Genomic DNA, 16,150 nt, shown 5'->3' with positions numbered 1-16,150 from the left:
TACTTATTTAATTAAATGCACTGATCCCACGCGTTTAGGTAACTCGTCTTTATAGGAATTTCCCTTCCATTCGGTCCCGTTAATAAATGTAGCACTCGCCTGCCATTGGTATACTCCCTGTGGTAATGGCACTCCCTTAAATGTTCCATCCCAGCCCTCTTCGGGTTCGCCTTTGGGGCTAAGTTTAGTGGTTTGCCAAACTAACTGGCCATAATTGTTAAATATTTGTAAATGCCATGTTTTTATACCCGATCCTTTTGCCATAAACGTCCTCAACTCGGTGGTGGCACTTTCGGGCATAAAGGCGTTTGGTAAAAACAGTTGCCCCGGTACACCGCCTATTCGTACTGTCCTGGTTATGGTACTATCGCAGCCGTTTGCAGTAGCGGTGGTAAGTGTTACCCGGTACACCCCGGTATCAGGATAAGTAACTGTTGGGTTTCGCCTGGTTGATGTTTGCCCATCGCCAAACGTCCATTGCCATGAAACTGCATCGGCAGGCGTTCGGTCAATAAATGAAAACGTATAATTGGGTATGGTAGTAACGCTATCGGGACTTATATCAAAGGCTGTTTTTGGCGGGCCGTATAGGTTGATGTAAGCTGTACGTACAAATATTTCAGTACAGCCCGATGTGGTGTTAGTGGCCCTTAATGTTACGGTATAGGGTGTGCCGGTAAAATGATAACCATGGGTAGGTGCAAATAAAGCCGAGTGTGGTGAGCCATCACCAAAATCCCAATCATAAAGCAATGATGTAACCGGGGTATTGGGGGCATTACTTACCGTATTGTTGGTAAATGTGATCAATGCATCTTTACAACCTGTGGTAATATCAGCTACAAAATTTGGAGTCGGGGTGGCGTATACGTCAATCCTGGTACGCGGGCTTTCATTCATACCACAAATGCTTATAGCGGTAATGGTAATATAGTATGTACCCGGTGTAGTAAATCTGTACGGCAGCGCTGTCGATCCTGCCACAGGCCTGTCAACTAAATTATTGTTAGCATCATAAATGCTATAGTAAAAATTATCTCCCCCAAATGAATTATTAACAAGTGTGGTATTTAATGGCGCGCAGCCCGCATTTATACCACCCTGAATTACCATTTGTGCTACCACATTTGATGGCGAAATACTAACAGGTATATGTGTAGTTTCGCCGGTATTATTACAATAGCCTGTAGCCACCATATATACGGTAAAAACTTTACGCGCCGTTGTTGATATCGGGTCAAACACCGCATTTATTTTATCGGTTTTGGTTATTTTTTGTACCAGCGTAGTGCCATCGTATAGGTAAAACTCATACAAGGTATTGTTGCCCGGTGTGGTGTTACGTATATCAATGGCATAGTTGCCGCAACCTGCTGTTGATTCGGGTAATATACGTGCCAATGGTACGGCCGGGCGCACTAATATTGAATCAACAATTGCAGGGCGTTGTACGCAGTTACCCTGTACAGCCAATGATATGTAATACGTAGTATCCTTACCGTCGGTACGCTGGGCAAAGGTGTGCTGCGGACTGGCATTAATTGAGGTTTGCCCATCGCCAAAGTTCCATATAAAGTTGGCTCCGGTTTGGTTGTTTGAGGTATTGGTAAAGCTTACTTTCAAATCGCCACAACCAACTTTAGTATCAGCTGTAAAGCTGGCAACAACGTCTGGTCTGTTGGTAATAGTTACCTCATCATAGGTATCCACACAGGGGGCGTTTGCCTTTATTGTCCACCTGAAAACATACTCATTGGCACCGGTTAAGCCGGTTACAGTTGTTTGATAATTATTAGGGCTTGTGATGTTAGCGGTAGGTCCAGAAACTTGTGTCCACGTACCTGCAAACGTACCCGGGTTATTGGCCACCAGATTGACTGTTGGCTGATTACATAAAATTTGATTGGGGCCCGCGTCAGCCTGTGGTGGCGGTATGGTTACATTAACTACAGTTAATGGTGATATCAAAACACCACAATTTCCGTTTTTTACATAAGCCCTAAACTGCGTAGTAACCTGTATATTGGTATAAGGTAAAGTTGGATTGGTATTATTTACTATTACCCAGTTAGCACCGCTATTTTCTGATCGTTCCCAGTATAATATGCTACCACGATAGCCCGTAAGCGTTACCGTCCCGTTTTCGCCGCGGCAAACGGTAGTATTAGGGCTTGTATTACCTGCTACAGTAGGTGCTAAAACACGAATAGTTACCGTTTTTTCAGATGTACAGCCATTAGCGGTAGTAATGGTCCATTTTAAAACATAAGTAGAGCCTTCTGTTAATCCGTTAATAGTTGTATGTGGATCAGTGTCATTAGCAAAAGTAATTCCACTACCCGATACAATGGTCCATCTTCCGGTTTCTGTAGGGGCTGGTGCATTGCCCTGTAATACATAACTTGTGGCTCCACATAGTTCCTGATCTGTCCCCGCATTGGCAGGAGTTGGCCTTGGACTTACATCAACAGAAACCGTTACCGGTGTGCCCGCGCAACCAGCGGTATTATAGGGCGTAATAGTGTAGGTAACTGTTATAACAGCAGTTGTACTATTAATAAGTGTATTTGTAATAGCTGCTGTAGTGGTTAATGCAGTTTGATTAAGATTTGTAGGGCTGCTTATACCTGCCGGAGCATTCGCAGTCCATCTATATTGTGTGCCTGTTTGATTGGATGCCATAGTTATACCCGCCGGGTTATCGCTGCAAATTGCAGCGTTTGCTGCTGTAGCAGTAACAACTGGTACAGCCGGTATAGTAACAGTAAAAGTAAAGGGTGTACCTGCACAGCCATTGGTAGTAGGAGTAATAGTATAAGTTACTTCAGCTGCCACATTCGGATTGTCATTTACTAGTCTGTCGTTAATTCTACTGGCAGTACTGTTTGGAGTAATAGTAACCGATCCAACTGTGACGTTAGATGTCCATATGTAGGTTGTGCCGATATTATTTGACATTATATCATAGGCAACATTATCGTTTGAGCAAATACTTTTGCTATTAGGGCTGGTTACTACAGTAGTTTGTACCAATGTAATAATAACCTCATCGGTTACATTATTACATGGTGGGGGTAATGCGTTTGTGGTAGCTGTTAATCTAAAGGTTACAAAGCCGCGCGTGTAATCGGCAGCGTTGGGCGTGTAACTTGCCGTTAACGAGTTGTTAGGGGTTGTAAGTGAAGCGCCATTACTACCTGCCACAACCGTCCAAACCGATGTATCATAAGTGCCAGTTATAGTACCGCTTAGATTTACTACAACGCCGGGTGCCTGGCAAATGGTTTGATCATTACCTGCATTAACACTGGGTGCGGGTTGGAACGTGATATCTTGCGAATCGGTTGCAGTGCCACAACTATTGGTGTGTGTTACCGTTATGGTGTATGTGGCATAATCATTAAATATGATCTGCGGATATTGGCTATGAAGATCACTACCCGGTGCAAAACTATAACTTGGGTTGCCTGGTCCGGTTACAGTCCACGTATAGGTTGTAGTAGGATTTGCAGCGTATGACTGTGCGGTTGTACCAGTAAATGTTACTCTGGTACTATTAAAATTTATGGTTTGTGCAGCGCAAAGGCTTAAATCTCCTTGTAGAGTAGCGGTGGGAGTTGCATCAACAATTATGGTTTTGGTTACTGTATTTGATGTACAACCCCCAGGTGCCTGAGTGGTAATATTTAAACTTAGCGTGTAAAATCCAGCCTGCGTAAATTCAAATTGTGGTTGTGGGCTATTTAATGTAGTTCCTCCCCTTAATACATAATTTGGCGAATTGACAGTCCAATTATAGGTGCTTGGAGCGCAGTTGACAGCATCTAATACAGAAGTATTAGTGGGCGTAACAATAGTTGATCTGCAAATAGGTCCTGCGGGTATAGTAAAGTCGGCCACTGCAGGTTTTTGCACACAGATATTGTAAGTATAATCAATAGCCTGGCAAGCACCACCGTTACCTACTTGTTCGCGCAAAGTAACCGTATGTGCGCCACTGGTTGTAAAAGCCCATTGAAAATCTTGGCCTACGGTATAGTTAGTAGCTTTTATTTGGCCATCAACCAACCAAATGTATCTTGCATTAGGATTAGGCGCACATGTAGGTGTTGATGTATTAAGCGGATCGGCACTTGCTACTGAACCATTAAGGAAGGTTATCAGGCCTGTGGTATTTGTTACGGGGTTTAAACACACCACATTTGACGCGCTGGTTATTAAATTAACAGGTGTTTGTAAAATTACGGCATAACTGGTTACTGTTCCACCTATTGCAGTACCAATAGTACTTCTGATAGTAATATCTACCTGGAAACTATTGTTATGGCCTGCAATTGGATTATTACACGAAGCGCGTGTGAACTGATGTGTTACATCGCCGTTAGCCGCTAATATCTGACAAAGTGTAAGTTCATCAGTACCATTATCTCCCCACGAAAAGCGATAAAGGTTTCCGGGGTAATTTAATTGAATACGATTGTTGCCGGCAATAGATACGCTATAAGTGAGGGGGGCTACACCATTATTTAAACATATCGTGCCGTTACCTTGTACAGCGATAGATGAATTTACAACATTATTAATTAATTCATAGGCTCTTGTGCTAACAACTACCCCGTTAGTGGCTTTAGCAATAACTGTAAAGTTGGTTGATGTAGCGTTAAAAGTATAGTCCGTCTTTATACTTTGATCCTGTACGTTAAAAGTTTGCGTGGTTTCATTAAAGATACTAATTGTTGATGTTGTTGCAGTTGGTGTACTTGCATCAAAAAATGTATAAGTGGACCGGGGACCACTACTCTGGCCAAATTTTTCTGCATTTATTGAAGCATCTGCATTTGCTCCTGCCGCTACAGGTGTGCCTGCGGCAACAATTACAGCATTTGAAGCCGGACTGCTTACAGCGGGACTGGTTGCTTTTACCATAAATTTATACGAACCAGGCGTAGTGCTGACAGGAAGGGTATAATTTATATAAGTTGAATAAAATGTATTGGCAGCGGTGGTTGCCACCGGAGTTGTTGAGCCTGCAAATGATCCCAATGCATCAGACATGTAAAGTTCGTATCTGTTATTTTGATTAATACAAACCCCTGCTTGATCAACATAAAAAGGTATTGCTATGTTTGAGCCCGGTGCATATGGACCGGGATCTAAAGCACCATTAAAACCAACAGTTATAGTTTGCGCAAACAACCGTGTAGCAGCAAACACGGTGAATATAGTAAATATAAATAAATGCCTTATAGTTATTTTAAGCATTTGTATCCGGGTATTTGTCACACTTGGCAGCTGCTATCTAAGTCACTATAGTTAGTATACTACAGTGATAACCAAATATAATTAATTTAAAAGGTTGAGGATGGGTGTTTGTGCCTGCCTCATAAAAAAGCGGATAAAAATATCTATAAAATAAAGAATTAAGAAATTTATTATCGCTTAGTTTAATTTGCATTTATACGTTGCATTTTGTTAAAAAGTTTAATTTTTAAATTACCTGCATATTTTAACATCGCCATTTTCTTACTACCTTAGTAGCTGTGGATAATTTTATTGTTTCGGCACGCAAATACCGTCCGGCTACTTTTGATACCGTTGTTGGTCAGCAACATATAACCAATACGCTAAAAAACGCTATTAAAAACAACCAGCTGGCACAAGCATTTTTGTTCTGTGGTCCGCGGGGAGTGGGTAAAACTACCTGCGCGCGTATATTGGCCAAAACCATAAACTGTACCGATCTGCAACCTAACGGCGAGGCTTGCGGTGTTTGTAATTCGTGTCAATCTTTTCAAAACGGTAACTCCTTTAATATTCATGAGCTGGATGCCGCATCCAACAACTCGGTTGATGATATCCGCAGCCTGATTGAACAGGTGCGCATACCACCACAGGGTGCACGCTACAAAGTTTATATTATTGATGAGGTGCACATGCTGTCGCAAGCGGCTTTTAACGCGTTTTTAAAAACGCTGGAAGAACCACCGCACTATGCCATTTTTATATTGGCCACTACCGAGAAGCATAAAATACTACCTACCATACTTTCGCGCTGCCAGATATTTGATTTTAACCGCATTAAGGTTGAAGATATGGCGCAGCACCTGGCGGATATAGCCGGAAAGGAAAGCATCAGCTACGAGCCTGACGGCCTGCACATCATTGCCCAAAAAGCAGACGGCGGTTTGCGTGATGCGTTATCCATGTTTGACCAAATCGTCAGTTTTTCTGACGGTGCGGTTACTTACCGCTCGGTTATTGATAACCTGAACATACTGGATTATGATTACTATTTTAACATAACCGATAGTTTACTTCAGGAAGATACCGCCAAAACACTATTGCTTTTTGACGAGATATTAAACAAGGGTTTTGATGGTGCCCATTTCATTTCAGGACTTTCAGAACATTTCAGGAACTTGTTGGTGGGTAAGGATGCGGCTACCTTAAAATTACTGGAGGTAAGCGAAGGTATAAGGGCCAAATATTTACAGCAATCGCAGGCGGCAAATGTGTCGTTTTTACTTTCGGCCATGAATATTGCCAATCAATGCGACCTGAATTACAAGCTAAGTAAAAATCAGCGTTTACAGGTGGAGCTTGCACTGCTCAAAATGTGCCATTTACTATCTGCATTTAATTTAGCAACCACACCGCTAACCACAATGCCTGCTACAGACGGGCAATTAAAAAAAAAACCTGATACCCCAGTAGTAACGCCGGTTAAGGAAGCAGCAACTGCCGATAATTTATCGGTTGTAAGCGAAACACCTGCAACCTATACTACTACTAAAAAGGAAGAGCCGGTTGAGGCGATCAAAGAACCTTTGCCGGTTGAGAAACCTTTTGAAACAGAAAAACCTAAAGTATTTATTCCTAATGCCAGCGCGTCTGCATCGGTAAAAATACCTTCGTTAAGAGATGTGGGTAAAACGCCTGAGGAAGTATTAGAAGAAGATGATCCTTACCTTAAAGGGGATGCCAAAGAAGATTTTACTTATGATGATTTCCTGAAATTATGGAACACACACGCGACAAACGTTAAGGCCCAGGGAAAAATGAGCTTGTTTACCATTTTTATTTCTGAGGCGCCTAAAATGGTGGGCCCTAACCTGTTTGAAATTGTTGTAGAGAACAAGGTGCAGGAAAACGATTTCAAGAACGAAAAGCCGGTATTGCTAAACTATCTGCGCAGCACCCTAAAAAACTTTGATATTGATGTGATCACTCGTATTGAAGAAAGTACGGTAGTAAAACGCCCCTATACCAGCCAGGAAAAATTTAACCACATGGCCGCCAAAAACCCGCAGCTATTAGAACTTAAAAAACGCTTTAACCTGGATTTTGATTAGGCGGCCCCACCCAACCCTCCCCGGTAGGGAGGGCTTGATGTGCGAATTATATAAGTCTCCCCAACCGGGGGAGATTAGAGGGGGCTTACCTACTGATCATTCTTAGGATACCCTTCTTCATCCAGATCATCGCGGTTGTCTTCGGGGGTGCGTCCTAAAACCTCATCTATAGGGTCAACCTCAACGCTTTCGCCATTGTCAACATGCATACCTAACAGGTCAACATCGTCTTCTAAACTTTCATTGGGGATATATTCATCAACAGCATCATAAGGATTAGCCTCATCGTAAGTAGAGTTCATATCTTCGCCGTTTTTTACAGATGTTTTATAAGGGTCGGGGTGGTCATAATCCGGATCGTCGCTTTTTACATCATATTCAAAGCTATTCTCGTCGGCATTAAATTTCAATTGCTCTTTGTCTATGGTTTCGCCTAAATTGTCTTTAAGCGTCCTGTCCCTATCAGAACTATCGTTATTGAAAGGTGAGTTTAAATTATCTTTATTCATGGCAATAGGTTTTTTATTATTTATACTGTAAAAATCCTGCCAAAGATTCAATTTGGGCCGTTAAATAAAAAATATTAATAATGTATTTGTTTTTTGTACGAGTTGATGCTGCCGATAGAAAATTTAACACCTAAAGTTATCTGCGAGAATTTATCTTTTTGCACCCCTGCAGTAAACCCGTCCAGGTTATCATCCATAGAAAAATTCATTTGATAACCCAAATCAATTTTAACCAGCGGTTGGTTGTAGCTATTAAATATTTTAAACTCATAGCCAATACGTGCAGGTATAATAATGCTATTGCTGTTGTCCAACCCAGCGGTGGTATAACCCGGTATTAGTACAGATTCGCGGTTAATATAGGTCATTTTATTCACCATATAACCTACACCGGTTGATACATATAAGTTTTTTAAAGCGTTTTTAATGCGGCTTTTGGAATAATCCATAAACTCGCCAGCCTGTACTTGTCCTCTTAAAAAAACAGCTACATAATTATTGGTAAACTGTCTGCCGGTGTTAGTTGTCATGGCATCCCCGCCTTTTAAATCGCCGGTTTGGGCTTCTAAAACATAATTTATAAACGGGCTTGGGTTATAAGTAAAATTTATATGCCCTGTTTTAGTGTAGGTTTTAGTTTCAGCATCGCCAAATACGGTATTTAAGCCGCCTGCAAACCCCAGGTCATACTCACCATATTCATAGCCCAATTGTGCTTTTGCTGCAGTAGTGCCTAAACATATCAGGCACATTAAAAAGAATTTTTTTATATGGTTTTTCATATTATTTGCGTGCATATCTATCAGTTACAGTAAATGTGGTAACAGGTCCCCCGGCATCTGCAGTTCCATTACTCACCAATACTAAGCTATCTGTTGTAAGTTTGGTAATAGTTTGTGTTTCTATTTCAGGTGGGTTATCATTAGAGGTTAAAGTTAATGTAGACCCTAATACCAAATATTTAAAAGTGGTAACACTGTTAGTAAAACTTTCAGACATTGTTGCATTGTTGCTTGTAAAACTTATGTAGTCATTCGCAGTAAAATCTGCATAAGTATATGTATTTGCGGGGGCGCCATTTTGGGCAGGGGTAAAGGTAGTTGTGCTCTTGTTGTACCATTTACCTAAAATCAAACTTTCACCTTTTTTTGGAAAACCGGCCTCATCCAATTTGCATCCGGCAAACATTATTACGGTAACTACTAAGGACAGTAAATATTTTTTCATTAACTAAAATTAAAAGTATTGTTTGATAAAACAATGTGATGGCGAATTTATTGAAAATTAACCACATTTTACATTTACATATAATTATTGGTAAAGGGTAATTTCATATCTTTGAGGCCATTAAAAATAAAAGTAAGCATCCACTATGTCAAAAATTAAAGTATTAAATCCGGTAGTTGAACTGGATGGTGATGAAATGACCCGGATCATCTGGAAATTCATTAAAGATAAATTAATAACCCCTTACCTTGACCTGGACATTAAATATTACGACCTGGGTTTAGAGTACCGCGACGAAACTAACGACCAGGTAACTGTTGATGCTGCCAATGCTATTAAACAATATGGTGTAGGTATTAAATGTGCCACTATCACACCTGATGAGCAACGTGTAGAGGAGTTTGGGTTAAAGCAAATGTGGAAATCGCCAAACGGAACTATCCGTAATATATTGGATGGTACGGTGTTTCGCGAGCCTATTGTGATGGCAAACGTACCGCGTTTAGTACCCAACTGGACAGCCCCTATATGCATAGGCCGCCATGCATTTGGCGACCAGTACCGTGCTACTGATTTTGTAACCAAAGGTAAGGGTAAACTAACCATAAAATTCACACCCGAAGATGGCAGCCCCGAGCAATCATTTGAAGTATTTAATTTTAAAGGCGATGGCGTAGCATTGGCTATGTATAATACCGACGAATCTATCCGGGGTTTTGCACACTCCTGCTTTAACCAGGCCTTAATGAAAGGCTGGCCTTTATATTTATCCACTAAAAACACCATCCTTAAAAAATATGATGGCCGTTTTAAAGATATTTTTGAAGAGATATACCAAAACGAATACAAAGCCAAATTCGCCGCCGCCGGTATCACTTATGAGCACCGTTTAATTGACGACATGGTCGCCTCGGCCCTTAAATGGAACGGTAACTTTGTTTGGGCCTGTAAAAACTATGATGGCGACGTACAATCAGACACCGTAGCACAAGGCTTTGGCTCATTAGGGTTAATGACCTCAACCTTAGTTACGCCTGATGGTACTGTGATGGAAGCCGAAGCCGCGCATGGTACGGTTACGCGCCATTACCGCGAGCACCAGGCAGGCCGTCCAACTTCTACTAACCCTATCGCGTCTATTTTTGCATGGACCAGGGGATTAGAGTTCCGCGGCTTGTTAGATAACAACCAGGAGTTGATAGACTTTTGTAAAGCTTTAGAAGCCGTTTGTATTGAAACTGTGGAAAGCGGTAAAATGACCAAGGATCTGGCCATTACCATTAAACCAAAAGTGGAGCACGGTACAGATTATTTATATACCGAAGAATTTTTGGAAGCGATAAACGAAAACCTGAAAAAGAAATTAGGTAAGTAATTAGATCTATGTATATAAGCCCGTTCTATTAAAGAGCGGGCTTTTTTATTAAAATAGAAACCAAATCTTGAAGTTTAGGTTTATTCATTACTTTTAATTCAATAATAAGTTACACCATGTCTACACCATTATACCCGTTAAAATTCAAAACCATTTATAAAGACAAAATTTGGGGTGGCCAAAAAATAAAAAGCTACCTGCATAAAGATTTTGGCGACCTGCCTAACTGCGGCGAAACCTGGGAAATATCAGGCGTGAAATCTGATGTATCTATAGTTGCTAACGGTGCTTTGCAAGGTGAATCATTGGCCGATCTGTTAGAGCAATATGGTGCGGATCTGGTAGGAGATAAAGTGTATAAACATTTTGGCAATACCTTCCCCTTATTGGTAAAGTTTATTGATGCTAACGATGACTTATCCATACAAGTACACCCTAATGATGAACTGGCCAAAAAGCGCCATAACTCCTTTGGTAAAACCGAGATGTGGTATATTATTGAAGCCGACCCGGGATCGACCCTCATAGCCGGTTTTAACCGCGAATTGGACGAGAAAACTTATTTAGAATACTTTAACAGCGGCCACCTGATGGAGATATTAAACAAGGAAGATGCTAAAGCAGGTGATGTTTTCTTTTTACCTGCCGGACGCGTACATACCATAGGCAAGGGTTTATTATTGGCCGAAATACAACAAACATCTGACATCACCTACCGTATTTATGATTTTGATAGGGTAGATGATAAAGGAAATAAGCGCGAGTTACATGTTGAGGAAGCCTTAGCCGCTATCGACTATAAGCACTATCCTGAATACAAAACTCGTTACCAGCCACAGAAAAATGAAACCGTTAAGCTGGTAAAATGCCCGTATTTTACTACCAATGTTTTGGATTTTACGGAGAGCACTACCAAAGATTATTCAAACCTCGATTCGTTTGTGATACATGTTTGTTTGGCGGGTGCTTATACGGTTAAGTACAATGACGAAAGCTACCCGGTAAAAATGGGCGAGAGCATCCTGCTGCCAAAAACCGTAGATCAAATAGAATTGGAAACCACTTCGGGATTTAAGATATTGGAGAGTTACATAGAATAACCCACATGTCATTTCGACGTTAGGAGAAATCTATACATATTCATTACCTGCGCGTGTATAGATTTCTCGCTCCGCTCGAAATGACAACAACAAAAAAATCCGAATCGAAAATCCGACTTCCGAAATCTTTATATCTCCCCTTCGCGCTTGCGCATAAACCACTCGCCACTTAATAGCAACAGCAGCAGGAAGAATATCCATTTTACATCAATAATGTCGTTGTAATGCTTATTCTCGTAAACCAGGGTTTTAATATTTTCGTTTTTCAGGATCAGGTCGGCCAGTTCATCAACTTGCGATGGGTACAACATTTTACCTCCGCTTTGTTTGGCCATATCCCGCAGCAACTGGTGGTTAGCCGCGCTTTGGCGAAGTTCCAGGTTTAGCGGTTTAATGGTTAACTGTCCGGCGGCATTGTATAAGCGGTCACCCAGTTTGGTGCTGGCCGCGTAAGTATATTCACCCACAGGTAATGCACCTGCATTCAACTGGTAACCCGTTCCGTTTTTGGTGAACAGGAAGTTGAAGTTTTTGCCCTGGGTGTTTTTAAGGTCGATGCGTACATCAGGTGTGTTTACAGGTTCCAAAGCGTCATTGTATAACTCGCCGTTTAATAATACATTCTCGCCCTCGTCAAACACATTTTTAGAAGGATAAACTCTGAATTTTTGCTGATTGGCATTAGCCGTAAGGTATTGTACACTTTGGCTAAACAATTCCTCCAAAGCGTGGTGATTGCCATAGGTTTTAAATTCGGCTAAGTTCCACTTCCAAAAACCCTCGCCAACAGATGCTGCTACACGTTTACCATTATCGGTACCAAAAGCCAGCAGGGGATAGGTGGTAGGTACCGAACCTATTTTTTGTTTAAATAATACACTGCCCGATACGCCATAACTGCCATAAGGTGCCATTAACGGCGGAAACTGCGCTATTTTATTTACCGTAGAATCAGAGAAGGTAAATGACGCAAAATCTGCTACCGGCATGGCAAATACTTCCTGCATGCTTACGTTGCCTAACACATTAAGGCGGATGATTTTTTGCTGGGTATTAAAACTACCCGCGTCACTTTGCCCGCCCAGCATATACCATACAGGCGTTTTGCCTTTTAAAAAATCGCGTAATAAACTAAAGCTGTTGGGTGTTAGCTGGTGTAAAATGGCCAGGCTGTAATCGGTTAGTTTTACTCCTGCAAGGTCAGCTACCAAACTTGACTTTACCTCGTAGTTTTTATTGGCTTCAATAGCCTGCTTAATTACGGTAATATCAGGGTGGGGGTTATCAAACAGTACAATAATTTTTTGGCGGGCATCCAGTACCTCTATATAAATAGTTTCCTCGTTATTTTGGGTAGATAGCTCGTTTTTAATCGGGGCAATGCGGATATTAAACTTACGTACGCCTTTCCTGTCGGCAGTTAACTTAACCGGGATGGTCCTCTTAAAATCATTAGATGTTACAGCAATGATCTGGTTAAAAACCTGGCGGCCATCCTGTGTAACGGTAACAGACATGTTCTCGCCCTTGCTTTGGTAAGCCTCGGCTAAAACCTCTATAATAAAATCATTATCTAAAAAGGCGGTTTTATTGTAGTTTACATTACCCACCAACAGATCACGGCGGGCAATGGTATCGCCCAGGGCAATGGTATAAATGTTTGATTTAAATCCACGCGCCTCATACTGCGGATCGCTGCCCTGGTTGTAGGAACCATCGGTAGCTAAAATAACCGCGCCAATGTTTTGGTTAACAAAGCGGTCGTTCAACCCGCGTAAAGCGGCAGATATATCGGTTTGTTTGCCGTTAAAAGTATTAGATAAACCACTATTAACATCGCGCGTAAAATTAAATTCACGTACCTCGTATTCCTCGCCCAGTTTGTTTTTTAGCTTACCTAAATCGGTAATAAACTGCTGCGCGTTAAAATCTTTGGTTTTAAAAGTGTTGATAGATTGCGAATTATCCTGCGCCACCAATACCAACGGCTTTTCGGGTTGGTAATTAACCGATTGTATCAACGGAGATATCAGCAAAAAAGCTATCAGGAATACCACCAACGCGCGCGCTGCAAATAGCGCGTAACGTACTTTTTCGCCCAGGTTTACCGGATGACGGTACATTAACCAGGCATATAATAGGCCCAATAGCAGGCAGGCAGGTGTCCACCATCCCGAAACTGCACCCCAGGTTATTGAAAATAGTAGCATTTGTTAGGTTTTACGTAGTACGTTTTAAGTTGTACGTATCTGCAAAATGCAAAAATATTATGAATGTTGCGGATTTGAATTGTAATATGTTTGTGAGCACCTTTAATTGAGCGCTAACTCAATAACTTCTTGCTGATATACTCTAACCGCTCAACCGCGCGTAATGATGCTTCCAGGCTTTTCTTTAAAAATACTTCATCAACGGTTAAGCCCCGCTGTTTTAATATCTGCAAGGTACTTTTAATGGTGGTTAAAGGTGTTTTTAGTTCGTGGTTGATCAGGTTCAATCGGTCAAACTCGGTGTTACGACCTGACATACGGTCGGTAATGTCTTTTTGTATACCTACAAAGTGGCTCACTGCACCGTCATCGTCATGAACAGGTGATAGCGCCAGCTCGTTCCAAAATGGTGTGCCATCCTTGCGGTAATTTCTTAAAGCAACGGTACAGGTACCGCCCGCCGCAATACATTCACGGACATCTTTAATAGCTTCCTGGTCCCTGTCGTTACCCTGCAAAAACCTGCAATTGTGCCCTAATATCTCTTCCCTTGAATACCCGGTTAGTTTTTCAAAGGCGGTATTGCAAAAAATAATGGGCTGATCCGGCAGTCGCTGATCAGTTATGATAACGCTGTTAATGGCCGAGTCAACAGCTTTGGCCAATAGTATCAAATCGTCTGGTAACGGATAGTTTTGCATCGGCATAAACGTTTAGCCATTATAAGCAAAATGTACGCCAATATGTTTGCAGAATTTGAAAATACTCTCCAACAAAAAAGCATATCTGTTTAGATATGCTTTATATATTAAGGCAACTAATCTCACTCACCCCGACATCGCTAAGCCGCTCGTCGACCCTCTCTTCCGCAAGCGGTAAAGAGGGTTGGAAAAATCCGAAATTGTAAATCCGAATTCCGAAATCTATTAAAGCATTCCCCCGTCAACCGGGATAACCTGCCCGGTAATATAGGTAGCCATATCTGATGCCAGGAAAACGCAGGCATTGGCCACATCAGTTGTTTCGCCGGCACGTTTAAGTGGTATGCCCGCTGTCCAGCCTTCAACCACTTTAGGGTCCAGTACGTCGGTCATTTCGGTGCGGATAAAGCCCGGAGCGATCACATTGGTGCGGATATTGCGCGAACCCAGCTCCTTAGCCATTGATTTACTAAAACCGATGATGCCCGCTTTTGAAGCCGCGTAATTAGCCTGCCCGGCATTACCATCAACCCCAACGACAGAGCTCATGTTAATAAACACGCCCTCGCGGTTTTTCATCATAAATTTTGATGCTGCTTTGGTAACGTTGAATATAGATTTTAGGTTAACGGTTAAAACGTCATCCCATTGCTCCTCGGTCATGCGCATTAGCAGGCCATCTTTGGTGATGCCCGCGTTGTTCACTACAATATGTAAAGTGCCAAAATCGGCAATGATATCATTGATCAGTTTATCGGCTTCGTCAAATTTTGAAGCATCACTGCGGTAGCCTTTTACCTGGGTGCCAAAGCTTTGCAGTTCCTGCTCCAGGGCCTGTCCTTTTTCAACAGACGATAAATAGGTGAACGCCACGTTTGCGCCATGCTCGGCAAATTTCTCGGCTATAGTACGGCCTATTCCTTTTGACGCGCCGGTTATTAACGCGGTTTTTCCTTCTAATAATTTCATAAACTTTTAAAAATCCGTTTCGGGCGGTGAAGATACTTATTTAGTTGGAAAGTGCGAAAAAGTTGATAGTTGATGGTTCATAGATCATAGTTCTGCGGATAGGAAAGTAATTGCTAAAACTTATTTTATACCCCCATGTAACCTTTTCTGTATTTTGAACTATTATTTAATATAAGCGCCTTATTACAAGAATGACCGACGAGTTGTTGATGCTATGTGTTAAAAACGGGGAACTGGACAAAGCAGCCATTTTGTATGAGCGCTATAAAAAAGCGCTGTATAACTTTTTCCTGTTTAAAAACAATAATGATAAGGATAAAGGCGAGGATGGGGTTCAGCAGGCTTTTTACCAATTAATAAAATACCGGCATACCTATAAAGACGACGGCAATTTTAAAGTGTGGCTATACAGCATAGCCTGGAATATACAGCATCATGATTTCCGGCGGCAGGAAAAGCAGGAAGATATCATGAATAATTATCCTATAACCGAAACCTATATACAATTTGATGACGACCACCAAACCTTGCATCATGCATTAAAACTGCTGCCCGAAATTTACCGGGAAGTATTAATAATGAGCAGGTTTGGTGGTTTAAAGTATGAAGAGATAGCCGAGATCAATAATTGTAGTGTGGGGGTGATAAAAACAAGGGCCTTTAGAGCCATTAAAAGTTTACGCGAAGTTTATTTTAAAATAAGTTGA

The 16,150-nt window shown here is 41.6% G+C and carries 11 protein-coding genes; 4 read left to right on the top strand and 7 right to left on the bottom strand.

All coding sequences use genetic code 11. The features are described 5' to 3' along the window. Nucleotides 1-3: 3 nt before the first annotated feature. Nucleotides 4-5,262, bottom strand: a complete 5,259-nt coding sequence (locus ACYVJ6_RS11740; RefSeq protein ID WP_460694255.1) for a PKD domain-containing protein — start codon at nucleotides 5,260-5,262, stop codon at nucleotides 4-6. A gap of 278 nt (nucleotides 5,263-5,540) precedes the next feature. Between ACYVJ6_RS11740 and ACYVJ6_RS11735 the strand changes: the two genes are divergently transcribed. After that, the gene (locus tag ACYVJ6_RS11735) at nucleotides 5,541-7,352 is read left to right on the top strand and encodes a DNA polymerase III subunit gamma/tau (protein WP_460694254.1); all 1,812 of its coding nucleotides are present in this window, start codon (nucleotides 5,541-5,543) and stop codon (nucleotides 7,350-7,352) included. 89 nt (nucleotides 7,353-7,441) lie between these two features. Here ACYVJ6_RS11735 and ACYVJ6_RS11730 read toward each other — a convergent pair whose 3' ends face one another. From ACYVJ6_RS11730 to ACYVJ6_RS11720, 3 genes are all read right to left on the bottom strand, one after another. Continuing rightward, nucleotides 7,442-7,861: a hypothetical protein gene (locus tag ACYVJ6_RS11730; RefSeq protein WP_460694253.1), complete on the bottom strand. Its 420-nt coding sequence runs from the start codon at nucleotides 7,859-7,861 to the stop codon at nucleotides 7,442-7,444. A gap of 74 nt (nucleotides 7,862-7,935) precedes the next feature. Continuing rightward, entirely contained in the window at nucleotides 7,936-8,643 is a 708-nt protein-coding gene (locus tag ACYVJ6_RS11725; RefSeq protein ID WP_460694252.1) for a hypothetical protein, read from the bottom strand. Between the two features lies 1 nt (nucleotide 8,644). After that, on the bottom strand, nucleotides 8,645-9,088 hold the full coding sequence (locus ACYVJ6_RS11720) for a lipocalin-like domain-containing protein (protein WP_460694251.1): 444 nt from the start codon (nucleotides 9,086-9,088) through the stop codon (nucleotides 8,645-8,647). 145 nt (nucleotides 9,089-9,233) lie between these two features. Between ACYVJ6_RS11720 and ACYVJ6_RS11715 the strand changes: the two genes are divergently transcribed. Together ACYVJ6_RS11715 and ACYVJ6_RS11710 are read left to right on the top strand one after the other, a co-directional pair. Further along, the gene (locus tag ACYVJ6_RS11715) at nucleotides 9,234-10,463 is read left to right on the top strand and encodes an NADP-dependent isocitrate dehydrogenase (RefSeq protein ID WP_460694250.1); all 1,230 of its coding nucleotides are present in this window, start codon (nucleotides 9,234-9,236) and stop codon (nucleotides 10,461-10,463) included. A 116-nt stretch (nucleotides 10,464-10,579) separates the two neighbouring features. Then, nucleotides 10,580-11,563 carry a type I phosphomannose isomerase catalytic subunit gene (locus ACYVJ6_RS11710; protein ID WP_460694249.1) on the top strand — a complete coding sequence of 328 codons (984 nt, stop codon included), beginning with the start codon at nucleotides 10,580-10,582 and terminating at the stop codon, nucleotides 11,561-11,563. 128 nt (nucleotides 11,564-11,691) lie between these two features. Here ACYVJ6_RS11710 and ACYVJ6_RS11705 read toward each other — a convergent pair whose 3' ends face one another. The 3 genes from ACYVJ6_RS11705 to fabG form a co-directional block, all read right to left on the bottom strand. Further along, entirely contained in the window at nucleotides 11,692-13,773 is a 2,082-nt protein-coding gene (locus tag ACYVJ6_RS11705; protein ID WP_460694248.1) for a vWA domain-containing protein, read from the bottom strand. Between the two features lie 113 nt (nucleotides 13,774-13,886). Beyond that, on the bottom strand, nucleotides 13,887-14,474 hold the full coding sequence (locus ACYVJ6_RS11700; protein WP_460694247.1) for a PAS domain-containing protein: 588 nt from the start codon (nucleotides 14,472-14,474) through the stop codon (nucleotides 13,887-13,889). Between the two features lie 225 nt (nucleotides 14,475-14,699). Continuing rightward, entirely contained in the window at nucleotides 14,700-15,443 is a 744-nt protein-coding gene (fabG, locus tag ACYVJ6_RS11695) for a 3-oxoacyl-[acyl-carrier-protein] reductase (protein ID WP_460694246.1), read from the bottom strand. A gap of 191 nt (nucleotides 15,444-15,634) precedes the next feature. On the opposite strand from fabG, the gene ACYVJ6_RS11690 reads away from it, so the two are divergent. Continuing rightward, on the top strand, nucleotides 15,635-16,150 hold the full coding sequence (locus ACYVJ6_RS11690) for an RNA polymerase sigma factor (RefSeq protein WP_460694245.1): 516 nt from the start codon (nucleotides 15,635-15,637) through the stop codon (nucleotides 16,148-16,150).

It is taken from the genome of Mucilaginibacter puniceus (genome assembly GCF_054783175.1).
The sequence above is the reverse complement of the archived record's forward strand: the minus strand, read 5'-3'. Positions and strand labels throughout refer to the sequence as shown.

What these genes read in the sequence shown, in the direction of transcription:
- ACYVJ6_RS11715 (WP_460694250.1), top strand. Translation starts at nt 9,234, where the DNA reads ATGTCAAAAATTAAAGTATTAAATCCGGTAGTTGAACTGGATGGTGAT.
- ACYVJ6_RS11705 (WP_460694248.1), bottom strand. Translation starts at nt 13,773, where the DNA reads ATGCTACTATTTTCAATAACCTGGGGTGCAGTTTCGGGATGGTGGACA.
- ACYVJ6_RS11725 (WP_460694252.1), bottom strand. Translation starts at nt 8,643, where the DNA reads ATGAAAAACCATATAAAAAAATTCTTTTTAATGTGCCTGATATGTTTA.
- ACYVJ6_RS11710 (WP_460694249.1), top strand. Translation starts at nt 10,580, where the DNA reads ATGTCTACACCATTATACCCGTTAAAATTCAAAACCATTTATAAAGAC.
- fabG (WP_460694246.1), bottom strand. Translation starts at nt 15,443, where the DNA reads ATGAAATTATTAGAAGGAAAAACCGCGTTAATAACCGGCGCGTCAAAA.
- ACYVJ6_RS11730 (WP_460694253.1), bottom strand. Translation starts at nt 7,861, where the DNA reads ATGAATAAAGATAATTTAAACTCACCTTTCAATAACGATAGTTCTGAT.
- ACYVJ6_RS11700 (WP_460694247.1), bottom strand. Translation starts at nt 14,474, where the DNA reads ATGCAAAACTATCCGTTACCAGACGATTTGATACTATTGGCCAAAGCT.
- ACYVJ6_RS11690 (WP_460694245.1), top strand. Translation starts at nt 15,635, where the DNA reads ATGACCGACGAGTTGTTGATGCTATGTGTTAAAAACGGGGAACTGGAC.
- ACYVJ6_RS11720 (WP_460694251.1), bottom strand. Translation starts at nt 9,088, where the DNA reads ATGAAAAAATATTTACTGTCCTTAGTAGTTACCGTAATAATGTTTGCC.
- ACYVJ6_RS11740 (WP_460694255.1), bottom strand. Translation starts at nt 5,262, where the DNA reads ATGCTTAAAATAACTATAAGGCATTTATTTATATTTACTATATTCACC.